This window comes from Polaromonas sp. P1_F2, assembly GCF_056405735.1.
In genome coordinates, this window is the sequence record NZ_JBFUBN010000001.1 from 451,347 (window position 1) to 475,248 (window position 23,902).

The window sequence follows — 23,902 nt, forward strand, 5'->3', positions numbered from 1 at the left end:
TCAGTTTTCGAGGGCCGCATTGTGGAACACGTCCTGGGTGTCGTCCAGGTCTTCCAGCACGTCCAGCAGCTTTTGCATCTTGCGGGCGTCCTCGCCGGCGAGCTCGATCGTGTTGTCGGCGCGCATGGTGACTTCGGCGATTTCGGGCTTGAGCCCGGCGGCCTCCAGCGCGTTGCGCACGGCCTCGAAGCCGGTGTAGGGTGTGAGCACCTCGATGGCGCCGTCCTCATGCGTGATCACGTCGTCGGCGCCGGACTCCAGCGCCACTTCCATGACCTTGTCCTCGCTGGTGCCGGGTGCAAAAATCAGCTGGCCGCAGTGCTTGAACTGGAAGGCCACCGAGCCCTCGGTGCCCATATTGCCGCCATTCTTGGAAAAGGCGTGGCGGATCTCGGCCACGGTGCGCACCTTGTTGTCGGTCATGCAGTCGACGATGATGGCCGCGCCGCCTATGCCGTAGCCCTCGTAGCGCACCTCTTCGTACTGCACGCCTTCCAGGCTGCCGGTGGCCTTGGCGATGCCGTATTTGACGTTTTCACTGGGCATGTTGGCCGCTTTGGCCTTGTCCACCGCCAGGCGCAGCCGCGGATTGATGCCCAGGTCGCCGCCGCCCATGCGGGCCGCGACCATGATCTCGCGCATCACGCGCGTCCAGATTCGCTGGCGTTTTTCGTCCTGGCGGCCCTTGCGGTGTTGAATATTCGCCCATTTACTATGACCAGCCACGACGGAAACCCTTTATTCAATGCTTTTCGGTGATTAATTGATTTAATCTACAAACCGCATTTTACTTTTTCACCCACTCCACACCGCCATGGCCGAAACCACCGCCCTCCCCCTGCTCATCGCCCGCAACGCCGACACCCAGTGCGAACTGCTGCCCGGCCTGGCGAACCGCCATGGCCTGATCACCGGCGCCACCGGCACCGGCAAGACCGTCACGCTGCAGACCCTGGCCGAAAACTTCTCGAAAATCGGCGTGCCCGTCTTCATGGCCGACGTCAAGGGCGACCTGACCGGCATCAGCCAGGCCGGCACCATAGGCGCCAAGATGGCCGGCGTGCTCAAGGAGCGCGGCATAGAGATTCCCGAATCGCTGGCCTGCCCGGCCACGCTGTGGGACGTCTTCGGCGAGCAGGGCCACCCGGTGCGCGCCACCGTCTCCGACATGGGGCCGCTGCTGCTGGGCCGCATGCTCAACCTGAACGAGACCCAGGCCGGCGTGCTCAACCTGGTGTTCAAGATCGCCGACGACAACGGCATGCTGCTGCTGGACCTCAAAGACCTGCGGGCCATGCTGCAGTACGTGGGCGACAACGCCAGCGAGTTCACCACCCAGTACGGCAACGTCAGCGCCGCCAGCGTGGGCGCCATCCAGCGCGGCCTGCTGCAGGTCGAAAGCCAGGGCGGCGACAAGTTCTTCGGCGAGCCCATGCTCAACATCAGCGACTTCATGCAAACCGTTGACGGCAAGGGCGTCATCAACATCCTGGCCGCCGACAAGCTCATGAACTCGCCGCGCCTGTATGCCACCTTCTTGCTGTGGATGCTCTCCGAGCTGTTCGAGCAACTGCCCGAAATCGGCGACCCCGAAAAACCCAAGCTGGTCTTCTTCTTCGACGAGGCGCATTTGCTCTTCAACGAAGCGCCCAAGGTTCTGGTCGAGCGCATCGAACTGGTGGTGCGCCTGGTGCGTTCCAAGGGCGTCGGCGTCTACTTCGTGACGCAAAACCCGCTGGACATCCCCGATTCGGTGCTGGCCCAGCTCGGCAACCGCGTGCAGCACGCGCTGCGCGCCTTCACGCCGCGCGACCAGAAGGCCGTCAAGGCCACGGCGCAGACCATGCGGCAAAAGCCCGGCCTGGACATCGAGACCGCCATCACCGAACTGGCCGTCGGCGAGGCGCTGGTCAGCCTGCTCGACGCCAAGGGCCGGCCCGGCATCACCGAACGCGTGTATGTGCTGCCGCCCGGCAGCCAGATCGGCCCCATCACACCGGCGCAGCGGCAGGCCCTGCTCCAGGGTTCGCTGGTCGCGGGTGTCTATGAAAAAACCGTGGACCGCGAATCGGCCTACGAAAAAATCAAGGGCCGGGCCGAAGTGGCGGCCACCGAAGCCGCCAAAGCGCCCCAGGGCGGTGCGGCCGGCACCAGCGATTCCGGCGGCATCATGGGCGGGCTCAACGACGTGCTCTTCGGCAGCACCGGCCCACGCGGCGGCAAACACGACGGCCTGGCGCAAAGCATGGCCAAGTCGGCGGTGCGCACCATGGGCTCGGCCGTGGGCCGCGAGATCATCCGCGGCGTGCTGGGCAGCATCTTCGGCGGCAAGAAACGTTGAGGCGAATGCTCTTTCTCCCTCTCCCCCTGGGAGAGGGTGGGGTGAGGGCCAGCGGCCTTTGAACACACGCGGTGCAACATCCAGCACCGCACAGGCCCCCATCCCAGCCTTCCCCCAGCGGGGGAAGGAGCAATACCGCCTGTCGCAAATTGGCGACCGCCAGCGGGGACAAGCTTGTCAAGCCTGCCCCGCATCGCTACATTGGTTTTTTTGAAGGATACGCAATGCCTGCTGAAGTTGCTGCCCCGTCTTCCGGTCCTCAGTCCTCCCCGCCTGCCTCACCGGCTTCCCCCGCTTCCCACATCAGGCTGACCTCGCACGCCGGCGGCTCAGGCGCGCTGCCCATCCATTGGGGCGCGGCCACCCCGGCCGAGCGCGGGCCGGTGGTCGGCACCACCACCAAACGCAGCCACCGCAACGTCATCGGCACCCACAGCGGCTCCTACAGCGTCTACCGCGCGCTCGCCATCGCCTCGGGTGCGCTGTCGGCCAAACACAAGGCGGACCTCACCAACACCTCGCCCACCGACGTCATCGGCCCCTACCCGCAGTGGAGCGAGCCCGGCCGCATCGTCGCCATGGACCCCTGGGGCGCCACCGTGGCCGACGTCTTCTCGGCCGAACTGGCCGCCGGCTACGACATACGCCCGACCATCGCGGTCACGCAGGCCCACGTCATCCTGCCCGAGGTCATCGAGGCCCTGCAGTCCGGCCGCCTCAAGGCCGACGGCAAATACCTCACGGCCGGCGGCGCGGCCATGGTCACCAAGGTCGCGGTCGAGCCGGTCTGGTACCTGCCCGAGGTGGCCCGGCGCTTCGGCTGCAGCGAGACCGACCTGCGCCGCGTCCTGTTCGAGGAAACCGGCGGCATGTACCCCGAACTCGTCACGCGCAGCGACCTCGAGGTCTTCCTTCCTCCTATCGGAGGCCTTACCGCGTATATCTTCGGCAAGCCGCGCGACCTGGCCAACCCCGAGATCGAACTCACCGCCCGCGTGCACGACGAATGCAACGGCTCGGACGTCTTCGGCTCCGACATCTGCACCTGCCGCCCCTACCTCACGCACGCCATCGAGGAATGCATCCAGGGCGCGCAACGCGGCGGCGTCGGCCTGGTGTCCTATTTCCGCAAGGAAGGCCGCGCGCTCGGCGAGGTCACCAAGTTCCTGGTCTACAACGCCCGCAAGCGCCAGGTCGGCGGCGACACCGCCGACCAGTACTTCGCCCGCACCGAATGTGTGGCCGGCGTGCAGGACATGCGCTTCCAGGAACTCATGCCCGACGTGCTGAACTGGCTGGGCATCCGGAAAATCCACCGCCTGGTGTCCATGAGCAACATGAAATACGACGCCATTACGCGCGCCGGCATCGAGGTCGTCGAGCGCGTCAACATCCCCGACCACATGATTCCCGCCGACGCCCAGGTCGAAATGGACGCCAAGATGGCCGCCGGCTACTTCACGCCCGGCGCCGTGCCCGATGCCGAGGAACTCAAAAAAGCCAAGGGCCGGGGGCTGGATGCCTGAAGCCACCACGCCTCCTGTCAATGCCGCTTACACCATCGCCGGTAACCTGCGCGGCATAGGCGCCGCCACCGAACTGCGATCCACCGCCACCATACGCGCGCGCGCCGCCGCCTTGTTGGCCCGCGCGCGCCGCGGCGAATCGGCCTGGTTCAGCGTCAACGACGGCGCGCTGTCCACCGCCGCGGGGCTGGTCGCCGAGATCACGCGCGCCCGCTACCCAACCCTGGACATTCCCTACCACTCGCGCTGGCGGCATTTCGAGGCCGGCGGCATCGACCGCCCGGCCCTGCTCAGTGAAGCGCTGGGCTCCGCCACGGCGGCCGGCCGCGCACGAGCCCAGATCGACCTGGCGCTCATCAGCGTGCTGCTCGACGCCGGCGCCGGCCCGCAGTGGCGCTACCTTGAAGCCGCCCAAGGCGAGCGGCCCGGCTGCGAATACAGCCGCTCCGAAGGCCTGGGCGTGGCCAGCTTCCACGCCTTCATGGCCGGTATGTTCTCCAGCGACCCGCAGTACCCGTTGCAGGCCGATGCCGCGGGCCTCAAGGCCGTCACCGCCGAACAACTCGCCGCCGCCTTCCAGGTCACCGAGGGCAATCCGCTGGTCGGCCTTGAAGGCCGCGCCGCGCTGCTGCGCCGCCTGGGCCAGGCCCTGCAGGACCAGCCCGCGCTCTTCGGTCCGCGCGGCCGCCCCGGCCACCTGTTCGAGGTGCTGGTGCTGCCCGGCAAAAACACCGTCGAGGCGCATGAGCTGCTGTCCATCCTGCTGACCGGCCTGTCGTCCATCTGGCCCGCGCAGAACCTGCTGGGCAGCATCCCATTGGGCGACTGCTGGCGGCACCCGGCGGCCGGCGAGGCCGACGGCGGGCCCAGCCAGGGCTGGATGCCCTTCCACAAACTTTCGCAGTGGCTCACCTATTCGCTGCTTGAGCCCTTTGAATGGGCCGGCGTGCAGGTCAACGGCCTGGACGCCCTCACCGGCCTGCCCGAGTACCGCAATGGCGGCCTGTTCCTGGACGCCGGCGTGCTGCTGCTCAAGGATCCGGCCCAGGCCGGCCGCCTGCACCAGGCTGGCGACGAACTCATCGTCGAATGGCGCGCCCTCACGGTCGCCCTGCTCGACGAACTCGCGCCGCTGGTGCGCGAGCAGTTAGGATTGACGGCCGAACAGATGCCGCTGGCCTGTGTGCTCGAAGGCGGCACCTGGGCCGCGGGGCGCGCACTGGCACAGCAATTGCATCAAGGCTTGCCGCCCCTGAACATCGAAAGCGACGGCACGGTTTTCTGAAATTTTTCCGGAAAGCCTGCCGGAACAAGAGCAACGATCAATAAAGACAAGATCAAAGAGGCACACACGCACATGACCATCCAGCCCAGCAAAGTTCACCTGATAGACCACCCCCTGGTGCAGCACAAGCTCACCCTGATGCGCCGCAAGGACGCCTCCACCAACACCTTCCGCACACTTCTCAACGAGCTCAGCATGCTGATGGCCTATGAGGTCACGCGCGACATGCCCATGCAGGACATCGAGATCGAAACCCCGCTCGAAAAAACCACCTCCAGGGTCATAGACGGCAAGAAGCTGGTGTTCGTCTCCATCCTGCGCGCCGGCAACGGCATTCTCGAAGGCATGCTCAGCGTGGTACCCGGCGCGCGCGTGGGCCACGTCGGCCTGTACCGCGACCCGAAGACGCTCACGGCCGTCGAGTACTACTTCAAGATGCCGCACGACATGGAAGAGCGCGACATCGTGGTCGTCGACCCCATGCTGGCCACCGGCAACTCGGCCATCGCGGCCGTCGAGCGACTCAAGGAACTGAACCCCAAGTCCATCAAGTTCGTCTGCCTGCTGACCTGCCCCGAAGGCATCAAGGCATTGCAGACCGCGCATCCCGATGTGCCGATCTACACGGCGGCGATTGACCGTGAACTCAACAGCCACGGCTACATCCTGCCGGGCCTAGGCGACGCCGGGGACCGCATCTTCGGCACCAAATAACCCCCGATTCCCCAACTGAACCTGAACCCACCAACCCGGAGAGTCCCATGTTTCAAGCCTCCCGCCTCAAGCGCCGCCAACTCGTGCTGCTGGCCACCGCCGCCGCCATCGCCCTGCCCGGCCTGGCGTTTGCCCAGGCCAAGACCAAGGTCGCCGCGCTCTACACCGTGCCCTTCGAGCAGCAATGGGTCAGCCGCCTGCACAAAGCGCTGAAGGCCGCCGAGGCGCGCGGCGAGATTGAATACAAGGCGACCGAGAACGTGTCGAATGCCGACTACGAACGTGTGATGCGCGAATACGCCACGGCCGGCAACACGCTGATCGTCGGCGAGGCCTTCGCCGTCGAAGCCGCGGCCCGCAAAGTCGCCAAGGATTTCCCGAAAGTGTCTTTCCTGATGGGATCCTCGGGCAAACCGCAGGCGCCCAACTTCTCGGTGTTCGACAACTACATCCAGGAGCCGGCCTACCTGAGCGGCATGATCGCCGGCGGCGTCACCAAAACCAACAAGATCGGCATGGTCGGCGGCTTCCCGATCCCGGAAGTCAACCGCCTCATGAACGCCTTCATGGCCGGCGCCAAGGAAACCAACCCCAAGGTCGAGTTCAGCGTGAGTTTCATCAACAGCTGGTTTGACCCGCCCAAGGCCAAGGAAGCCGCCTTCGCGATGATCGACAAAGGGGCGGACGTGATGTACGCCGAGCGCTTCGGCGTCAGCGACGCCGCCAAGGAAAAAGGCAAGCTCGCCATCGGCAACGTCATCAACACGCAAGACAAATACCCCGACACCGTGGTGGCCTCGGCCCTGTGGAACATGGAACCGAGCATCGACCGCGCCATCAAGCTGGTCAAGGAAGGCAAGTTCAAGGCCGAAGACTACGGCCCGTACTCCATGATGAAACACAAGGGCTCCGAACTGGCCCCGCTGGGCACCTTCGAGAAGAAGATCCCCGCCGACATCGTCGCCAAGGTCAAGGCCAAGGAAAAAGACATCCTCGACGGCAAGGCCACCATCAAGGTCGACGACAACCAGCCCAAGTCCACGACCAAATAATCGCTGAACCCGAAAGGCGTGCCGTATGCATTCTCAGTTTGACTGGCGGCGCGCGCTCCCGTCCCGGCTGGTGGCTTTTGCCATCGCCGGCTTTCTGGCCCTGAGCCTGGCCGGCTGCGCCACCCGGCCCGACACCGGCACGCCGGTGCGGCTGGATGAAACCCCGCGCATCGCGGTGATGTCGGCCTTCCAGCCTGAACTCACCTTGCTGCTGCGGCAGTTGCAGGCGCCCGCGCGGCACCGCATCAACGGTGTCGACTTCCACACCGGCACGCTGCAGGGCAAACCCGTCGTGCTGTTTCTCTCCGGCATCAGCATGGTCAATGCGTCCATGAACACGCAACTCGTGCTGGACCGCTTCAACGTCCACAGCATCGTCTTCAGCGGCATTGCCGGCGGCGTCAACCCCGGCCTGCACATCGGCGACGTCAATGTGCCGGCCCAGTGGGGCCAGTACCTCGAGGTGTTGATGGCGCGCGAAACCGCACCCGGCCAATTCGCCATCCCGCCGCGCATGGAAGCCCAGACCCTGGCGCCCTACGGCATGCTGCACCCGCGCCCCGTCGAAACCCGCACGGCCGCCAGCCCGGCGCCGGTGCGCAAGTTCTGGTTCGAGGTCGACCCGCGCATGCTGGCCGTAGCCCGCGGCCTGGGCCCTATCGCGCTGGAATCCTGCAATGCCGGCGTCTGCCTGACGCACAAGCCGCAACTCCTGGTCGGCGGCAACGGCGTCTCCGGCCAGGCCTTCGTCGACAACGCCGCCTTCCGCGAATACACCTTCAAGACCTTTGGCGCCAATGTGCTCGACATGGAAACCGCCGCCGTCGGCATGGTGGCCTACAGCAACGGCGTGCCCTACATCGCGTTCCGCTCCCTCAGCGACCTGGCCGGCGGCGGCGAAGGCGCCAATGAGATGGTGACCTTCATGAATATCGCCGCGGACAATTCGGCCAAGGTGCTGCTGGCGTTCCTGTCCGCGTGGAAGTAGCGATGGCGCCGTTGCGGCTCGTCCTGCTGCCGGGAATGGATGGCACGGGGGATTTGTTTAGCCCTTTGCTCAAAGCACTGTCGCCATCCTTGCCGGTCGAGGTCGTGCGCTACCCAGGGAATGAGGCGCTGGGCTACGAGGAACTCCAGAAACTCGTCCTGGCGCGCCTGACTTCCGCGCCCTTTGTCTTGCTCGGCGAATCCTTTTCCGGGCCGCTGGCCATCTCCATTGCAGCCGAGCGGCCAGCCGGCTTGCGCGGGCTCATCCTGTCCTGCACCTTCGCGAAAACTCCCCGCCCTGCCTTGTCTTTTCTCTCCTCCGTGGCGGACAACCCGCTGTTCCGGAGAATTCCGCCGCATGCGCTGACCCGCGTCGTCGCCCCTTTTCTGCTCGGCGGATTTGCGCCGCCCGCGCGCAGGCTCATGCTGGAACAGGCCCTGCGCCAGCTGTCACCGCAAACCATGATCAGGCGGATACAGGAAGTTCTCCGGGTGGATGTGAGGGACCAGCTCAAGCAGATCGACGTGCCGGTGATGTACCTGCAGGCAAAACAGGACAGGGTTGTTCCAGGCTCGGCGGCTGAATCTTTGAAGCAAAACCTCCCGGCCATAGAAGTCGTCAGGCTTGACGGCCCGCATTGCCTTTTGCAGGCCTCGGCGGCGCCTGCCGCCCTCGCGATTCAGGCCTTCTGCGGCAAGCTGGCTTCTTCAGCGCCGCGCTCCCCCTCTTCACTCCCTCTCCCCCTGGGAGAGGGTTGGGGTGAGGGCCTGCGGCCTGCAAACACACACGGCGCAACATCAAACGCCGCCGGCCCCCATCCCAGCCTTCCCCCAGCGGGGGAAGGAGCCATACCGTGACAGCAATTCCCGTCCTTCGCCTCAACGGCATCACCAAACGCTTCGGCCCGCTGCTCGCCAACGACGCGATCTCGCTCGACCTGCACGCCGGTGAGATCCTCGCGCTGCTCGGCGAGAACGGCGCGGGCAAATCCACGCTGGTGTCCATCCTGTTCGGCCACTACACGGCCGATGAAGGCAGCATCGAAGCTTTCGGCCGGCCGTTGCCGCCCGGCAACCCGCGCGCGGCGCTGGATGCCGGCATCGGCATGGTGCACCAGCATTTCACGCTGGCCGACAACCTCAGCGTGCTCGACAACGTGATGATGGGCAGCGAACCGCTGTGGCAGCCGTTTTCGCGGCGCGGCGCCGCACGCGCAAAACTGCTGGACGTGGCGCAGCGCTTCGGCCTGCCGGTCGCGCCCGAGGCCAAGGTCGGCAGCCTCTCGGTCGGTGAACGCCAGCGCGTCGAAATCCTCAAGGCCTTGTACCGCGGCGCGCGCATCCTGATCCTCGACGAACCCACGGCCGTGCTGACACCGCAGGAGAGCGAGGCGCTGTTCGACACCCTGGGCCAGATGGTGGCCCAAGGCCTTTCCATCATCTTCATCAGCCACAAGCTGGCCGAGGTGCTGCGTGTCTCGCAGCGTGTGGCCGTGCTGCGCGCCGGCAAGCTGGTGGCCCAGGCGCCGGCCGCCGGCACCAGCCAGGCCCAGCTCGCGCAGTGGATGGTGGGCCATGCCGTCGCGGCCGCACAGCGCCGGCCCGCGCCGGCCACGGGCGCGGCCGTCTGCACGCTGGACGCCGTGAGCACGACGGACGCGGGCCGCGACCGGCTCGACAGCGTCTCGCTGCAGCTCAAGGCCGGCGAGATCGTCGCGATTGCCGGTGTCTCGGGCAACGGCCAGCTCGCCCTGGCCGAACTGCTGTGCGGTATGCGCCAGGCCAGCCGGGGCACAGTGAGCTTGCTGGGCCAGCCCTTGAAAGCCTCACCGGCCTGGCTGGTGGCGCAAGGGGTGGCGCGCATCCCTGAAGACCGGCACGGCGTCGGTGTGGTCGGCGACCTCAGCGTCTGGGAAAACGCCGTGTCCGAGCGCCTGCGCAGCCCCGCGTTTTCGAGCGCGCTGTGGGTCAAGCGCCAGGCCGCGCAAGCCCATGCGGCACGCATCGTGCGCGAGTTCGACGTGCGCGGCGGCGGGCCGCACACGGCCGCGCGTTCGCTGTCGGGCGGCAATATGCAGAAGCTGATCCTCGGGCGAGCGCTGGTTGCTCCTTCGACAGAAGCCGCTCCGAAGCCACCCCAACTGATCATCGCCCACCAGCCGACCTGGGGCCTGGACATAGGCGCCGTTGCCTATGTGCAGCAGCAGCTGATCGCCGCGCGCGATGCCGGCGCAGCCGTACTGGTGATCTCCGACGACCTCGACGAGGTCATTGCGCTGGGCGACAGGGTTGCGGTCATGCATGCGGGCCGACTGACTGAAGCCTTGCCGGGCGAAGCCTGGACGCGGGAAGCGATTGGCCTGGCGATGGCCGGCGCCGAAGCCGCGCATGAGGTGCCGGTATGAGGCTGGAAAAGCGCACCGAAGTCTCCAAGCTTGCCCTGCTGCTGGCCCCCATCGGCGCGATCGCCTTCACGCTGCTCGTCAGCGCGCTGCTGGTGCTGTGGGCTGGCGCGCCGCTGGGGCAGACCTACAGCCTGCTGTTCAAGGGCGGCTTTGGTTCGGTCTTCGCGCTCAGCGAAACCCTGACCCGCGCCATCCCGCTGATCCTCACCGGCCTGGCCGCCACCGTGGCCTTCAAGGCGCGGCTCTTCAACATAGGCGCCGAAGGCCAGCTCTATGCCGGCGCGCTGGCCGCCGTGGCCGTGGGCGGCCTGCATGGCGGCACTGGCTTCGAGCTGCCCGTCTGGCTGCTGTTCGGCCTCATGATGGTGGCCGCCGCGCTGGCCGGCGCCCTGCTGCTGCTGGGGCCGGCGCTGCTGAAAGCGCGGCTGGGCGTCGACGAGGTCGTCACCACCCTGCTGCTCAATTTCGTGATGCTGCTGTTTGTCTCGGTCATGCTCGACGGCCCCATGAAAGACCCGACCGCCATGGGCTGGCCGCAAAGCGTGGCGCTGCTGGGCGACCTGGAGCTGTCCAAGCTGATCGAACAGACGCGCATCCACACCGGCTTGTTCTGGGCCTGCGGCCTGGCCGTGGCGCTGTGGGCCCTGCTTAAATACACCGTGCTGGGTTTTGACATACGCGCCATGGGCGCCAACGCCCGGGCGGCGGCTTTTGCCGGCGTGCCCGTCACGCGCACCGTGGTGCTGGTCGCCTTACTCTCGGGCGCGCTCGCGGGCCTGGCCGGCGCCATCGAGGTGGCCGGCCGCACCAGCTACGTCACGCTGGACATGTCGCCCGGCTACGGCTACACCGGCATCGTCATCGCCATGCTGGCCGCCCTCAACCCCCTGGGCGTGATCGCCGCCGCCGTGTTTGTGGCCGGTGTGCTGGTGGGCGCCGACACCATGAGCCGCGCGGTCGGCGTGCCCACCTATATCGCCGACGTCATCGTCGCGGCTTCGCTGATTTCGGTGCTGGTGGCGACGCTGATGACGCAATACCGGCTGCGGATCAAATGAAGTCCCCTCATCCGCTTTGGTATTCACTCCTTCCCCCTCTGGAGGAAGGCTGGGATGGGGGCTGCCTGCGCCAACACGGCCGTCGGCCCCCACCCCTGCCCTCCCCCAGAGGAGGAGGGAGTTCACACCCAGAGTTGACGTCATGAGCGAGCTTCTCGACATCCTCGCCGCCGCGCCCTTCTGGATCGCGGTCCTGCGTATCGCCACGCCTTTGATCCTCGGCACACTCGGCGTGCTGCTCTGCGAGCGTGCCGGCGTGCTCAACCTCGGCATCGAAGGCATCATGGTCGCCGGCGCCTTCAGCGGCTGGCTGACCGTGTACGCCGGTGCGCCGCTGTGGCTGGGCGTGGCCGTGGCGGCGCTGACCGGCGCAGCCTTCGGCCTGCTGCATGCCTTTCTCACCGTGGGCCTGGCGCTGTCGCAGCACGTCGCCGGCCTGGGCATCACCCTGCTCGCAACTTCGCTCAGTTATTACGGCTACCGCGTGAGTTTCCCCAAGGTCGACACGCCACCCACGGTCACGCCCTTCGCACCCATGCACTGGCTGGACGGCACGGGTCTGGACATACTGGCCGCACAAACCCCGCTCACCCTGCTGGCCCTGGCCCTGGTGCCGCTGGTCGCCTGGCTGCTCTACCGAACGCCGGCCGGCCTGGCCATCCGCATGGTCGGCGAGAACCCGCAGGCCGCCGAAGGCCAGGGCGTCTCCGTCGCGGCCACACGCACGGCGGCCATCGTCGCCGGCTCGGCCCTGATGGGTGTGGCCGGCTCCTTCCTCACGCTCTCGGCCTTTAACGCCTTTTTCTTCAACATGGTCAACGGCCGTGGCTGGGTCTGCGTGGCGCTGGTGGTGTTCGCCTCCTGGCGGCCCGGCAAGGCCCTGCTGGGCGCGCTGCTGTTCGCGTTTTTTGACACGCTGCAGCTGCGCCTGCAGACCTCGGGCCTGGTCAACGTGCCCTACCAGGTCTACCTGATGCTGCCCTACCTGCTGTCCATCCTCGCGCTGGTGCTGGTGGCGCGCAAGGCGGCGTATCCTCAGGCCTTGATGAAACCGTATCGCAAGGGTGAGCGCTGATGCGCAGCCGAAAACCGGAAAGCGCCGATCCGGCTTTCCTTAACGAAAAAACCGCCCGCAAACAAGCCGAGCGCCAGCTCCTGCTGGACGCCTTGGGCGGCGGCCTCGAGGCCGAGAACATCGAATGGGCGCCCGGCGGTGCCGCCGCCATTGCACCAAGCTTGCTGGCCAGCCCGCGCCTGCGGCTGCGCCCCTGGAAAGATGCCGACCGCGAACCGTTTGCGGCCATGACGGCCGATGCCGAGGTCATGCGCCACTTTCCGGCCGTGCTCACGCGTGAGCAAAGCGACGCCTGGATAGACCGCATGAGCCGCAAGATCAGCGAGCGCGGCTGGGGACTCTGGGCCCTGGACTACCTGGCCGAAGGAGCGCCGGCCCCGCAATTCGCCGGCTTCACCGGCCTCAATATTCCAGACCCGCAATTTCCGCTCGGCCCTTGCGTGGAAGTGGGCTGGCGGCTCGCGCGGCGTTTCTGGGGCCTGGGCTTGGCCAGCGAGGCAGGCCGTATGGCCTTGCGCGCCGGTTTCGAGTCCCTGGGCCTGGAAGAGATCGTCGCGATGACGACGCTGCGCAACACCCGTTCGCGCGCCGTCATGCAGCGCCTGGGCATGCAGGAAAGCCCTGACTACGAATTCGACCACTGGGCTTATCCCGCGGACAATCCTGAACGGCGCTGCTGTGTGTACCGCCTGCCTCGCGCACGCTGGGCCGCGACCCCGAAAAATCGCAGCTGAAAGGCCCACGCCATGCCAGACCTCCTCGTCACCCACGCCTGGATGAAACCGTATCGCAAAGGGGAGCGTTGATGGCAAGGATCATCACCCCTCGGGGCGCGCTGCTGGCGGCCTTGCTGGCGCTGGCCTGCGCGAGTGCGCAGGCACTCGGCAGCAACTACAGTTACGACACCTTCAAGACGCCCGACGCGGTCAGCTGGGTACGGATGTGCGGGACATGGGGCAAAGACAAGCAGGGGACCTATCGCGTTCTGCACGCCGACCAGTACGCACAATCTTTTCTTTATGTTCAATGGATGACGCGTGACGCCAACGGCAGCCTGCATGCCGAGCACACGGTGGGGATCGCGGAGATGAACAACGACCATTCGGAGATCGCGCTCAGCGGCCTTACTTGCCGCGCGACACCCGGCGGCATCGTGCTCACGGCACGCGCCTCCTCAGGGCATGACGACAAGCTACGCCGCATCACCATCGAAGTCGGTCCGGCCAACGGCCAGTACCGCTACCGCACTCAGCGCGCCCGCTGACACCCCACACAAGGCCCACTGCCATGCTAGACCTCCTCATCACCCACGCCACCCTGCCCGACGGCCGCAGCAACATGTCCATCGGCGTGCAAAACGGCAAGATCACCGCCGTCGAAGCCGGCCTGCAAGCACCGGCCAAAGAAACCATAGACGCCGCCGGCTACCTGCTCAGCCCGCCCTTCGTAGACCCCCACTTCCACATGGACGCCACACTGAGCTACGGCCTGCCGCGCGTCAATGAAAGCGGCACGCTGCTGGAAGGCATCGCGCTGTGGGGCGAACTCAAACCGCTGCTGACGGCCGAAGCCATCATCGAACGCGCCCTCGCCTACTGCGACTGGGCCGTCGCCAAAGGCTTGCTGTCAATCCGCAGCCACGTCGACACCAGCGACGCCAGCCTGCTGGCGGTCGATGCGCTGCTCGAAGTCAAGAAACAGGTTGCCCCTTATATCGACCTGCAACTGGTCGCCTTCCCGCAGGACGGCGTGCTGCGCAGCCAGGGCGGCGTCGAGAACCTCAAGCGCGCGCTAGCCAAAGGCGTGGACGTGGTCGGCGGCATCCCGCACTTTGAACGCACCATGGCCGACGGCGCCGCCAGCGTGAAGCTGCTCTGTGAGATCGCTGCCGAACGCGGCCTGCTGGTCGACATGCACTGCGACGAATCCGACGACCCGCTGTCGCGCCACATCGAAACCCTGGCGTATGAAACCCAGCGCCTGGGCCTGCAGGGCCGCGCCAATGGCAGCCACTGCACGTCGATGCACAGCATGGACAACTACTACGTCTCCAAGCTGCTGCCCCTGATCGCCGAAAGCGGCGTCAGCATCATCGCCAACCCCTTGATCAATATCACCCTGCAAGGCCGCCACGACACCTACCCCAAACGCCGCGGCATGACCCGCGTGCCCGAACTCATGGCCGCAGGCGTCAACGTCGCCTTCGGCCACGACTGCGTGATGGACCCCTGGTACGGCATGGGCAGCGCCGACATGCTGGAAGTCGCCCACATGGGCCTGCACGTGGCCCAGATGACCAGCCAGAAAGGCATACGCCAGTGTTTTGATGCGGTGACCGTCAATGCCGCCAAGGTCATGCACCTGCAGGGCTATGGCCTGGACGTGGGTTGCGATGCGAGTTTTGTGCTGCTGCAGGCGCGGGATGCGGTGGAGGCGATACGGCTGCGAGCGAACCGGCTGAAGGTGTGGAAGAAGGGAATGTTGCTGGCGCAGACGCCCGAAGTCTCTGCACAGTTGTCGCTGCCGGGCCGGCCGGTGACGACTGGTTTTATGGTTTCTCGATAGGCCTGTGCCGTGATTGAATCTTCAAGGTAAAAGTGCAAAGAGCCACTTTGACCTTGAAGAAATCAGGCTGCGATCCGCATGACCCCCTTACAAGCCGCGCAACAACTGATCGCCGCCCGAACCGGCGGCCCCGCCGTGCCCTGGCGCTGCATCGTTCCCACCGACCGCGCCGGCGCCTACGCGATTCAGGACGCGACACTCGCAGCCATGGGCCCCATCGCCGGCTGGAAGGTAGGCGCCAAAGGCCCGCAAGTCGAGCCGCATTGCGCACCGCTGCCCGCATCGGGCGTCCATGCCTCGGGCGTCACGCTGACAGGCCCTGCCTGGCGATGGCGCTGTGTCGAGGTGGAAGTCGCTTTCCGGCTGGGCCGCGACCTCGACCCCCAAGGCAAATTGCTGGAACCCGCCGAACTGGCCCAAGCCTTTGACGCGGTGCTGCCGGTAATGGAAGTTGTGGAAAGCCGCCTGGCCGATGGGCAAACCGCCGACCCGCTGGCCCAGCTGGCCGACCTGCAATGCCACGGTGCGCTGGTGCTGGGCAGCCCGTCGGCGTTAACGCCTGCACAAGTTGACTTGCGCACGGTAGAGGCGTCGCTGAGTTTTGGCGCGACATCCGCCGCCCACACCCGCGGCGGAAATCCGGCGCAAGACGTCTGGCGCCTGCTGTCCTGGCTGGCGCTGCACTGCGCCGAACGTGGACAGCCGCTTAGAGCAGGCCAGATCGTGACCACCGGCTCCTGTACCGGCCTGCTGAACGCCCCCATGGATGCGACCGTGCGTGGTGACATAGCGGGCGTCGGCGCGGTAGAGTTGCGTTTTGAAGCTTAGGGCAGGTAGCCAGTAGAGCCCGTAAAGTCAGCAAAAAGGTACTCCGTGAATTCATCTATTGCCCACGCCGAGCTCATCGCCACTTACCGAAAGGCGGAGGCAGAGGCCGCCTACAAATTCGGCCTGATTAAAACCGTTGCCGCCAAAGGACCCAAGGCGATCCAGATGGCCGTCGAGACTGCGGAAAAAGCCGCCAAACGCAGGGACGCTTACGCCAAAAAGCTCGCGGCGCTAAACGTGGACCTCAAGGATTAGCCGCACCCTTTGCGGATAATCGGGATTTGGAAAGAAAGCCGATGAACCCCGAACCAGAAGAAGTGGAAGAAGCAGAAGAGCCGGAACCGATTGAGGAATATGTCCCCGGCGTTGCAAACGGCAGGCATTACATGGCCAGGCTGTGCCACCTCCCTGACGGCCCCTGGTACATCGACGTGGTGCATATTGAATCGCTGCCGCCCCTGCACGACAGCGCCGAAAGGACCTGGCCCACGCGCGAGGAGGCTGTCCAGGCGGCCAACAAGCTGGTGGCCGATCTGGCGCACTGACCTCCTCTTACCCCTTCCCCCGCTGGGGGAAGGCAGGGATGGGGGCCAACCGGCCTCCAACCCAAAGCGGCGGTGTCATCACACGCCGCGAGCCCCCATCCCAACCTTCCCCCAAAGGGGGAAGGAGCAAGAAAGAACAATCCGCACGCCGGCGCGCGAATGTAACGCCCTGTCAGTGCCCTTGCAGCCCATACAAGCAGCGCCATCTGGATGCCAGCGGCCCACCGGGCTTGCACCTTCACCCGAGGAGTATTCATGTTCAAACGCCTGACCCTGCTCTGGGTTCTGATACGCGGCGATGCACGGCGGCTGTGGACGGCCCTGCGCCACCCCGAAGCGCCCGCCTGGCTGAAATGGGGTACCGCGGCGATTGCGCTTTACCTGTTCTCGCCGATTGATCTCATCCCCGACGTCCTGCCCGTCATCGGCATTGTCGATGACCTGGTACTGGTCCCCCTGGCGATCCGCTGGCTGCTGAACCGCCTGCCGCCCGGGATCGCCGACCCTGCGGCAAAACCCCAGGAATGAATTCAACCGCGCACGCTCTCCCTTGATGCCGACACGCCCCATTCCACTGACGATTGCCCTCCCCTCCGGCGCAACCGTTTCCGGCCTGCTGCAGAAGCCGGCCAGCATTAAGGCCTGCTACGTGTTCGCCCACGGCGCAGGCGCAGGCATGGACCACGCCTTCATGGCGTCCATCGCCCAGGGTCTCGCGGAACGCGGCATTGCCAGCTTGCGCTTCAATTTTCCGTTCATGGAACAAGGCTCAAAACGCCCGGACTCTCCCGCCGTGGCGCATGCGGCGATCCGGGCGGCAGTCGCTGAAGCGGCGCAGCGTATGCCTGCGGGTGTGCCGCTGTTCGCCGGCGGCAAGTCCTACGGTGGACGCATGAGCACGCAGGCGCAGGCGGCTGAGCCCTTGCCAGGCGTGAAGGGCCTTGTGCTGGTGGGCTTTCCGCTGCACCCGGCCGGCAAACCTTCCGCCGAACGCGCCGCGCACCTGAACGATGTCCAACTGCCCATGCTCTTTCTGCAAGGCACGCGCGATGCCCTCGCCGACCTGGACCTGGTCACGCAGGCCACGGCAAGCCTCGGCAAAAAGGCAAGCCTGCATATCGTGGATGGCGCCGACCACGCCTTCCATGTGCTGGTGCGTTCAGGCCGCACCGATGCGCAGGTGCGCGAGGAGCTGCTGGATGCCATGGCTGCGTGGATGACGAAGCGCTAGCTTCCCCGTACGACCTTTAGTCCCTCGCGCGCCCAATAGATCACCTTGCGGAGGCGGCTCGCTTTCTCCGGCGCCGACGCAATTGAATAGCAGGTATTGCCGAACCCGGACGCCGATCAATATCCATAAGCACATCTCGTGCCTTATAAGCGTTGTATTTGAGAAGCTGCTCGAATAATTCCAATCCTCGCGTCCTATATGGCTCCTCTTGACGCTGTAGAGTCAATGCAATACTCACGAGAGACTCAGCTTCAAGAGCTGAATTGCTTGCAAGGTTGCCGACATCTGCCTTGAAGATATCGAGTAATCGCTTAGAAACCCGATACACCAGATCGGGAGCTTGATCGATCAGGTCACCCACATGATCAAGTGCGTATGAGCGTGTACCTGCTATATCCAATGAATTGCCGGTCACAAAAGCCTCAAGAATTGATTGGGTTTCTGCATCGAACTGAAGTGCCCCTGTGACTCGAAACCAGTCCATGGCGGCTCTCGCCACGTCTTTGTTCAAAGAATTCATGCCACTACAAAGAATGACTTTGAGTAAAGAGCGATCCTCCGCGTCCTTCCAAAGGTTTGCAGCTCCGTATACCAGTCCGCATAGAGGCAAAGAATCATCTATAGAGCCGGACGTCGCTTGAGCAATGATGGTTGCAATCTCGCCCCGACTCCAAGAATCATCTTTTAACAAAACCGCGCGAAGTGCTAGCAACTCTCCATACGTCTGACGAGCTCGTCGCCCTTTACTTGTGGCCACCTGCTTAATCCATGACTTCGTCAAATCGGGAGATACCCAAGTTAAGCCATACGCGATCAAGAACGCTCCTGAATGTCGTCCCAGTAGCTGAGGATGAGTATTGAACAAGTCGTTGAGGAACGCTTGAGCCGCGTCATGCTCGCAATATCGCACGCGCTTAAGCGTGTCGTCGCCCAAAGCATCCCACACTTCTATTCTGTCTCCTCGAGCAAGTTGCTTAGCAAGTACATTGAGGAGACGTTTCGACGGAATAGGTTCGCGCGCAATAAGCCCAAAGAAAATTGCGTCAAGTAACGGATAGCTTCCATTAGGTAATATTCGCGTCCCGCCATATCCCCAAAGATGGCTTTCTTTGCGATCAGTGGATTTTGCTTCGTGGTCCACTTCCCCTTCCTTCTTCTCTATTACATATTCACCAAGCCATCGCTCGAGGAGATCAATAACAGCATCAGGAAGTCCTATAGTACTTTTGACTCGTTTGCGAAATGAACTCGCTACGCATTGTCGAAACTCCTCACCATCAAATCCCTTTGCATCTAGCGAAAGAACCAACTCGAATAGGGCTTCATCGGAAAGCTCGGTTTCGGTAAGCTCACGAATGGCATACGCTGCGGGGCGCTGATGGGTCCTAGGGTCCAGGACACCGATGAGCGACATGGCCTTCTGCGTGTTTAGTTTGGCGAATTGCGCAAACTCACGTGAGACTTCTATGCTTCCGCCGTGGCTTCGAAATTGATCACCCCATTCAGTCGAGTCGGGAAAGGCCGTAAGAAATTTCTCCAATGTCTCCGTAGTGGCCTGCTGCATCGCGTCCGCTTTCATCGCACTTTTAGAAGCTAGCATTTCAACCTCACGACGTTCATCTCGAAAGCCAGAGAAAATACGTTTTTCGCTGTCAATAAAGTCTTGAGTTTCTTTTGAGAGTTTTTCTTTTGGAAATTGCAAAAGAAGGCGAAGGCGAAATTGGCGCGTGTACTTCGCTAAGCGTTGTCGATCTTTTGGATTTTTCTCCGCCGCAGCATCTCTATGCAACTCGGCATTCAATATGTATTGCTCCAATCGGCGGCAATCAGCCTCAGCAAGATATGGAACTAGGGCACGCAACAACATTTTTGTTTCACGCTCATCTTCGTGAAAATTTTCTAACGAAAGGCGTCGCTTATCACCTAATACATAGTCGAGAACAAACTGCGGTGCCAGTTCAGCTACTTCGCAAAGACCAAGAGCCAATAATCGCTGCACCGTCATGGAATCACTTCCCTCATTCCTTTTCAGAAAATCTCGAAAGCTCGCGAAATCTTGCTTAGCCAAAGTGCAAATCGCGTACACAAATGAATCCATTAATGGGTGCTCATAACTCACCCTACTCTGCTCAATTTCCAGGGTAGTCGCAGCTAGATGGTCCTCTCGGTAAGTTACAAAGTGCGTTGAGTCTTCCTTTGATACTGCCTCGAGAATCCTCCGCACATGTGGCCATACATGCGCTAAGTAAGCTTTAGGTGCGGCCTCTGCGATTGCCGCGAGTTCATACCATTCGTTATGACTCTCAAGAATTTTTCTTAAAGGATCTCCATCGTGGTGATTCATCACAGCGATCATGCGTTCCTCATCGCTCTCACCTGGGGGATGTTCAGGGATTGGTTGCCTTGACTTCATCCCCATATCGACTTGCTTACCGATTTGAGCTGCCACCAACTCCGGTGCTAAATCGGGAGCTGTCGCCGAAATAAGCGTCGCGAGGTCATGCACTGAATTATTGTTGAGGTCTTCGCGTTCAACAACGGCAAGAGCAATATCAAGCGCAGGCCTAGTCCATTGCTGAAGACCACGTAACGTATGCCATGCGTAATTTCGCTTCTCGGCATCCCGAAGCCAATGCGCTTTTATAAGGTCAAGAACTATCTCGGGAGCAAATGACCACGCCGCTTCTAATGTTCGAGTCGTTGCCCACGCCATCTCTGGAGAGCCACGCATTGCTGCGGGTATGAGATCAAATCTTGCGACCTCAAACCAACCTCGCCGCCCTGCGATGGCAGCAAGCACATTTGGAGCATAAGTCTGGTCGGAAAACGCAGGACGTAATAACTGAACCTCAGTATCCGACGGAGGTTCCTGCAGGCCGACGAAATCGATAAGCAGCATCCGAATGTGTGACCGTAGGCCTTCTGCACTCCAAATACTCACGAGTTCGCTCTCATACGTAGTCGGATCACTGCCACGAAGGTAGTACAGAGCGCTCCATAGCTTCGGACGAACAAATAGTCCTGATTGACGCTTCAAAACATACCGGCTTAGCGATTGCTCATTTGCAATGAATGCACGAGCGCGCGCGAAATCAAAGAGCGTCTGATGCGTAAAGCTTATTTGCCTACCAGTGCGGTCGTACTGCAGTACACCCGCTCCAACCACATAGTCGAGAGCTTTTCTACTGTTGTCGTACTTTGCAGCAGCCACAAACATTACTTCTCGTTCGGCCATTTCGGTCGCAATTCCGTATAAGAGTTCGGCCGCTCCTTGCATACTGGAAGATCCGAACAAGCGATCGGACCAGAGCCGCTCTAGCATTGCTTGGTAACTCTCAAAAATGCTCAACTCAGCAGTTCCTGAAAAATGAAGCAGGAACAACTTGAGGCACTGAGGTACGCGCAGGATTTCCCTGAATGCTTGCGGCCAGCCGTTGGATTTGATACTTTTTTCTTGCAACAACGTCTCTATCGCTTCCCAAGCAGGAAGCTCTAATTGCATATCCTCTGCTTCAATTGAGCTTAGACGTTTGTCGTAATTTCGGTCAAAAACGCGGCACGAGAAAACAACATGGACACTTTCAATTTCTCTTACCTGACTCACAAGACGCAAGAGGATTTTCAATCGCTCTGTCTTTAGATCAATTAATTCACTTAACGCATCTAGCTGATCGATAAGAAGTACGACTTTTTTTGTTTTAGCCACATCTCGAATGCAACTAACGACTGGTGCCGGCAGTTCACAAATCGCTTGCATTTCATCCAATGTTGCGAGTTCTTCTGGAAGCTGGTCAGCCTTAATCGCCAACACAGCCCAATCGCAATTAATGCAACGTTCCGCGAGTCGAGATAAAAGTGCCGATTTCCCACTGCCTGGGGCACCGATGAGTATTGAAACCGAATAGTTCGTGCTTTCAAGTCGGCCCATCAGTTGCATTAACTCCGGTCGCTCAATCCAATGTTTTCCCTCCAGAAGTTGAGGCCAACTCAGCAGTTCCTGCGATGCCATTTTGAATGCGGAGATCACATTTTCGGTGTGTATTGGTCGGGCCTCATCGAGAGAAAATTGCAAAGGAAGGGCGATTGGCGCCGAGTTCAAGTACCCGTCTTCTAGTCTTCGAAGAATTCGATTACTGTCTTCCGTTTGACGACTATTCAATAGACTCTGCAACGGCTTTTCGGACTTGCAATGGCGCTCAACCAGGTGCAGAAATGCGTCAACGGCGGCAGAGATGTCTCCAGATGGAGGCGCACCGAATTGCAGGCCATAAGCTTCAATAATCCTGCCCTTGTCCGGCACTTGCTCCCGACTCAGAAATTTCAACATTTCATCGGCAATTACGGAGCGGAGAAAATACTCATCAAAAAATGATGCTGCTAAATCCGGAAACGCTTTGGCAAAGTCAGAAAATGCTCGACCGACCGCATTGAGATACGCACGACGCTGGCTTCGATCCTTTAAGACGGTCTTTGCCTTTTCTCCAATTAACACTTTTGCCAATAACCCGGCGGCCCAACCAAACACAGAGGGGACATGTTGAGCGAGGAAAGGTATTAACAACGTTGGAGTTATTGCCATACACCATTGTCAGTGATGATAGAGTTTAGGCAAGCTGAAATGCAAGTTAACGAGACGCCATTGGTATCCTCTATGTACGAAGCCACCATTCCGACCATCGTTCTTCTCACTAGTCGTATTGGCTCCTCTACAGCGCTCTAAGCAAAATGCATCAAAACCCCATGACAAGCTACTGGCTCATGAAATCCGAACCCGAAGAGTGCTCCGTCGACGACGCACTCGCGGCCAAGAACTCGACGGTCCCCTGGGTCGGCGTGCGCAACTACCAGGCGCGCAACTTCATGCGTGACGGGATGAAGGTCGGGGATGGCGTGCTGTTCTACCACTCGAGTTGTGCCGAGCCGGGCATTATCGGTATCGCGCGTGTGGCGTCGCCGGCCTACCCTGACCCTACACAGTTCGACCCCAAGTCGCCTTACTACGACCCCAAGTCCAAGCGCGAGGAACCGCGCTGGCTGCTGGTCGATGTGCAGATGCTGAAGAAAACGCGCAACCTGGCCTTGCCCGAACTGCGCGCCAATGAAGCGCTGGCGGACCTGGTGATCCTGCGCAAAGGCAACCGGCTGTCGATCACACCGGTGGAGCCGCAACACTGGCGGTTGATCACCAAGCTGCTGGGCAGCCCGACTTGAACCGTGCCTGCTACTTTGCCGCTTGCTTTGCCGGAAGAACGGGAGCCACCTGAGCCACCAAATGGTCAATGTATTTCACCTGGCACTCCGCCCTGTTGGCGTACTGGCTGAGGGAGAAGCAGCGGACACCGTCGGACTCATAGACCTGGGTAAAGACTTTTTTCGGCGCCCGTTTTTCGGGTGACCTGTCCAACACCCACAAGGTGGCGTCCCATACCCGGTCCCAGGCATTCCCGGCGCTGTCGACGCTGAGTTGCTTGATTTTTTCTGCCAGTACATGCGTGTAGCCAGCTTTGGGTATTTCAAAGTCACTCGAATCACTGAACACCTTGTAATCTGCCTGGCCTCCCAGCGCTTCTACCCGCTTGACGAAGGCCTGCCCGGCAAGGTGATAAAACACCTCGGCCTTTTCAGGGGTATTGGTGAGAAAGTTCTTTCTCTCCAGCGCGACCTGAAACACCAGCAAAACATTGGGCTTGGTGTCTCCGGACGGCTCTGCCATCCCGGATTGGTTGTTGACTTTGGGATCCTGGACTGACATGCATCCGCTGGCAAGTACAGCCGCGGCCAAGGTCAGTGTTACGGCCAGAGCGCGTACATATTTCATATGAGTCTCCCTCATGATTGATGTTTGGATATGAAGCTTGAGTCGGAGGCATCATACCGAGCCCGCCAAAGGCGACGTTGACAGCTGATCGCGGGCTGATAGCCAATAGTTCTCTGCGCCGTAGGTAACGGAAGACCTATGACTTAAGGCCCACAAAACCAATGCCGCCCAATACCCTGAGCCGCGTGACAAACACACAACAGCGCGGCCGCCGCCCAATTCGTCACTGTCATTCCTGACACAAGCACCCAGCGCAGCCAAAACCGGCACCTCGTCTGTGTACATAGCGTTTGACGACGCATCCCTCTCCCGCTTACCCAGCCTTCTGTGCCCCCAACCCTGTCAGCCCTGACAGGTTGACCGTTGCACGGGCCGCTCAACACAATGATTTGAACAACAAGGGCGGGACGACAAGAGGGGGAGCGGTGAACTGCCCGCGGCACTGGCTGCGGGCATGGCCAGGCGGCATGCC

22 protein-coding genes are annotated in these 23,902 nt (G+C 62.1%); 19 read left to right on the forward strand and 3 right to left on the reverse strand.

The window, feature by feature from the left end; translation table 11 throughout:
* Positions 1–726, reverse strand: a complete 726-nt coding sequence (locus tag AC1D0O_RS02230; protein WP_477651917.1) for a YebC/PmpR family DNA-binding transcriptional regulator — start codon at positions 724–726, stop codon at positions 1–3.
* A gap of 88 nt (positions 727–814) precedes the next feature.
* Here AC1D0O_RS02230 and AC1D0O_RS02235 point away from each other — a divergent pair, with 88 nt between their 5' ends.
* The 18 genes from AC1D0O_RS02235 to AC1D0O_RS02320 all read left to right on the forward strand — a co-directional run bounded on the left by AC1D0O_RS02235 (position 815) and on the right by AC1D0O_RS02320 (position 17,612).
* Positions 815–2,341, forward strand: coding sequence for a helicase HerA-like C-terminal domain-containing protein (locus AC1D0O_RS02235; RefSeq protein ID WP_477651918.1), 1,527 nt, complete (start codon positions 815–817; stop codon positions 2,339–2,341).
* Positions 2,342–2,565: 224 nt separating this feature from the next.
* Entirely contained in the window at positions 2,566–3,867 is a 1,302-nt protein-coding gene (locus AC1D0O_RS02240; protein WP_477651919.1) for a GTP cyclohydrolase II, read from the forward strand.
* Entirely contained in the window at positions 3,860–5,152 is a 1,293-nt protein-coding gene (locus AC1D0O_RS02245) for a URC4/urg3 family protein (protein ID WP_477651920.1), read from the forward strand. Before AC1D0O_RS02240 ends, AC1D0O_RS02245 begins: the two co-directional genes overlap by 8 nt.
* Before the next feature lie 72 nt (positions 5,153–5,224).
* Positions 5,225–5,866, forward strand: coding sequence for a uracil phosphoribosyltransferase (upp, locus tag AC1D0O_RS02250; protein ID WP_477651921.1), 642 nt, complete (start codon positions 5,225–5,227; stop codon positions 5,864–5,866).
* Positions 5,867–5,913: 47 nt separating this feature from the next.
* On the forward strand, positions 5,914–6,918 hold the full coding sequence (locus AC1D0O_RS02255; protein ID WP_477651922.1) for a BMP family protein: 1,005 nt from the start codon (positions 5,914–5,916) through the stop codon (positions 6,916–6,918).
* A 25-nt stretch (positions 6,919–6,943) separates the two neighbouring features.
* Positions 6,944–7,906: a 5'-methylthioadenosine/S-adenosylhomocysteine nucleosidase gene (locus AC1D0O_RS02260; RefSeq protein WP_477651923.1), complete on the forward strand. Its 963-nt coding sequence runs from the start codon at positions 6,944–6,946 to the stop codon at positions 7,904–7,906.
* Positions 7,897–8,763: an alpha/beta fold hydrolase gene (locus tag AC1D0O_RS02265; protein ID WP_477651924.1), complete on the forward strand. Its 867-nt coding sequence runs from the start codon at positions 7,897–7,899 to the stop codon at positions 8,761–8,763. Before AC1D0O_RS02260 ends, AC1D0O_RS02265 begins: the two co-directional genes overlap by 10 nt.
* Positions 8,760–10,310 carry an ABC transporter ATP-binding protein gene (locus AC1D0O_RS02270; protein WP_477651925.1) on the forward strand — a complete coding sequence of 517 codons (1,551 nt, stop codon included), beginning with the start codon at positions 8,760–8,762 and terminating at the stop codon, positions 10,308–10,310. Before AC1D0O_RS02265 ends, AC1D0O_RS02270 begins: the two co-directional genes overlap by 4 nt.
* Positions 10,307–11,368, forward strand: a complete 1,062-nt coding sequence (locus AC1D0O_RS02275) for an ABC transporter permease (RefSeq protein ID WP_477651926.1) — start codon at positions 10,307–10,309, stop codon at positions 11,366–11,368. Before AC1D0O_RS02270 ends, AC1D0O_RS02275 begins: the two co-directional genes overlap by 4 nt.
* Before the next feature lie 142 nt (positions 11,369–11,510).
* Positions 11,511–12,443 carry an ABC transporter permease gene (locus tag AC1D0O_RS02280; protein WP_477651927.1) on the forward strand — a complete coding sequence of 311 codons (933 nt, stop codon included), beginning with the start codon at positions 11,511–11,513 and terminating at the stop codon, positions 12,441–12,443.
* Complete coding sequence (locus tag AC1D0O_RS02285; protein ID WP_477651928.1) at positions 12,443–13,177, forward strand: GNAT family N-acetyltransferase; 735 nt, start codon at positions 12,443–12,445, stop codon at positions 13,175–13,177. The genes AC1D0O_RS02280 and AC1D0O_RS02285 overlap by 1 nt, the downstream gene beginning before the upstream one ends.
* 71 nt (positions 13,178–13,248) lie before the next feature.
* Positions 13,249–13,707 (forward strand): hypothetical protein, encoded by a 459-nt coding sequence (locus tag AC1D0O_RS02290; protein WP_477651929.1) that lies wholly within the window; start codon positions 13,249–13,251, stop codon positions 13,705–13,707.
* Between the two features lie 23 nt (positions 13,708–13,730).
* Positions 13,731–15,008 (forward strand): amidohydrolase family protein, encoded by a 1,278-nt coding sequence (locus AC1D0O_RS02295; protein ID WP_477651930.1) that lies wholly within the window; start codon positions 13,731–13,733, stop codon positions 15,006–15,008.
* Between the two features lie 78 nt (positions 15,009–15,086).
* A complete protein-coding gene (locus AC1D0O_RS02300) occupies positions 15,087–15,836 on the forward strand; it encodes a 2-keto-4-pentenoate hydratase (protein ID WP_477651931.1) in 750 nt (249 codons plus the stop codon).
* A gap of 45 nt (positions 15,837–15,881) precedes the next feature.
* Positions 15,882–16,091 (forward strand): hypothetical protein, encoded by a 210-nt coding sequence (locus AC1D0O_RS02305; protein WP_477651932.1) that lies wholly within the window; start codon positions 15,882–15,884, stop codon positions 16,089–16,091.
* A 41-nt stretch (positions 16,092–16,132) separates the two neighbouring features.
* The gene (locus AC1D0O_RS02310) at positions 16,133–16,381 is read left to right on the forward strand and encodes a hypothetical protein (RefSeq protein ID WP_477651933.1); all 249 of its coding nucleotides are present in this window, start codon (positions 16,133–16,135) and stop codon (positions 16,379–16,381) included.
* 255 nt (positions 16,382–16,636) lie between these two features.
* Complete coding sequence (locus tag AC1D0O_RS02315; protein WP_477651934.1) at positions 16,637–16,909, forward strand: YkvA family protein; 273 nt, start codon at positions 16,637–16,639, stop codon at positions 16,907–16,909.
* Positions 16,910–16,934: 25 nt separating this feature from the next.
* Positions 16,935–17,612 (forward strand): alpha/beta family hydrolase, encoded by a 678-nt coding sequence (locus AC1D0O_RS02320; protein ID WP_477651935.1) that lies wholly within the window; start codon positions 16,935–16,937, stop codon positions 17,610–17,612.
* Between the two features lie 40 nt (positions 17,613–17,652).
* Here AC1D0O_RS02320 and AC1D0O_RS02325 read toward each other — a convergent pair whose 3' ends face one another.
* Positions 17,653–22,191 carry an AAA family ATPase gene (locus AC1D0O_RS02325; protein WP_477651936.1) on the reverse strand — a complete coding sequence of 1,513 codons (4,539 nt, stop codon included), beginning with the start codon at positions 22,189–22,191 and terminating at the stop codon, positions 17,653–17,655.
* 161 nt (positions 22,192–22,352) lie between these two features.
* Here AC1D0O_RS02325 and AC1D0O_RS02330 point away from each other — a divergent pair, with 161 nt between their 5' ends.
* Positions 22,353–22,823, forward strand: a complete 471-nt coding sequence (locus AC1D0O_RS02330) for an EVE domain-containing protein (RefSeq protein WP_477651937.1) — start codon at positions 22,353–22,355, stop codon at positions 22,821–22,823.
* 10 nt (positions 22,824–22,833) lie between these two features.
* Here AC1D0O_RS02330 and AC1D0O_RS02335 read toward each other — a convergent pair whose 3' ends face one another.
* Positions 22,834–23,430 (reverse strand): hypothetical protein, encoded by a 597-nt coding sequence (locus AC1D0O_RS02335; protein ID WP_477651938.1) that lies wholly within the window; start codon positions 23,428–23,430, stop codon positions 22,834–22,836.
* Positions 23,431–23,902: the final 472 nt, after the last annotated feature.

What these genes read in the sequence shown, in the direction of transcription:
- AC1D0O_RS02320 (WP_477651935.1), top strand. Translation starts at nt 16,935, where the DNA reads ATGCCGACACGCCCCATTCCACTGACGATTGCCCTCCCCTCCGGCGCA.
- AC1D0O_RS02310 (WP_477651933.1), top strand. Translation starts at nt 16,133, where the DNA reads ATGAACCCCGAACCAGAAGAAGTGGAAGAAGCAGAAGAGCCGGAACCG.
- AC1D0O_RS02280 (WP_477651927.1), top strand. Translation starts at nt 11,511, where the DNA reads ATGAGCGAGCTTCTCGACATCCTCGCCGCCGCGCCCTTCTGGATCGCG.
- AC1D0O_RS02260 (WP_477651923.1), top strand. Translation starts at nt 6,944, where the DNA reads ATGCATTCTCAGTTTGACTGGCGGCGCGCGCTCCCGTCCCGGCTGGTG.
- AC1D0O_RS02300 (WP_477651931.1), top strand. Translation starts at nt 15,087, where the DNA reads ATGACCCCCTTACAAGCCGCGCAACAACTGATCGCCGCCCGAACCGGC.
- AC1D0O_RS02255 (WP_477651922.1), top strand. Translation starts at nt 5,914, where the DNA reads ATGTTTCAAGCCTCCCGCCTCAAGCGCCGCCAACTCGTGCTGCTGGCC.
- AC1D0O_RS02285 (WP_477651928.1), top strand. Translation starts at nt 12,443, where the DNA reads ATGCGCAGCCGAAAACCGGAAAGCGCCGATCCGGCTTTCCTTAACGAA.
- AC1D0O_RS02335 (WP_477651938.1), bottom strand. Translation starts at nt 23,430, where the DNA reads ATGAAATATGTACGCGCTCTGGCCGTAACACTGACCTTGGCCGCGGCT.
- AC1D0O_RS02325 (WP_477651936.1), bottom strand. Translation starts at nt 22,191, where the DNA reads ATGGCAATAACTCCAACGTTGTTAATACCTTTCCTCGCTCAACATGTC.
- AC1D0O_RS02275 (WP_477651926.1), top strand. Translation starts at nt 10,307, where the DNA reads ATGAGGCTGGAAAAGCGCACCGAAGTCTCCAAGCTTGCCCTGCTGCTG.
- AC1D0O_RS02245 (WP_477651920.1), top strand. Translation starts at nt 3,860, where the DNA reads ATGCCTGAAGCCACCACGCCTCCTGTCAATGCCGCTTACACCATCGCC.
- AC1D0O_RS02235 (WP_477651918.1), top strand. Translation starts at nt 815, where the DNA reads ATGGCCGAAACCACCGCCCTCCCCCTGCTCATCGCCCGCAACGCCGAC.
- AC1D0O_RS02330 (WP_477651937.1), top strand. Translation starts at nt 22,353, where the DNA reads ATGACAAGCTACTGGCTCATGAAATCCGAACCCGAAGAGTGCTCCGTC.
- AC1D0O_RS02315 (WP_477651934.1), top strand. Translation starts at nt 16,637, where the DNA reads ATGTTCAAACGCCTGACCCTGCTCTGGGTTCTGATACGCGGCGATGCA.
- AC1D0O_RS02240 (WP_477651919.1), top strand. Translation starts at nt 2,566, where the DNA reads ATGCCTGCTGAAGTTGCTGCCCCGTCTTCCGGTCCTCAGTCCTCCCCG.
- AC1D0O_RS02290 (WP_477651929.1), top strand. Translation starts at nt 13,249, where the DNA reads ATGGCAAGGATCATCACCCCTCGGGGCGCGCTGCTGGCGGCCTTGCTG.
- AC1D0O_RS02295 (WP_477651930.1), top strand. Translation starts at nt 13,731, where the DNA reads ATGCTAGACCTCCTCATCACCCACGCCACCCTGCCCGACGGCCGCAGC.
- upp (WP_477651921.1), top strand. Translation starts at nt 5,225, where the DNA reads ATGACCATCCAGCCCAGCAAAGTTCACCTGATAGACCACCCCCTGGTG.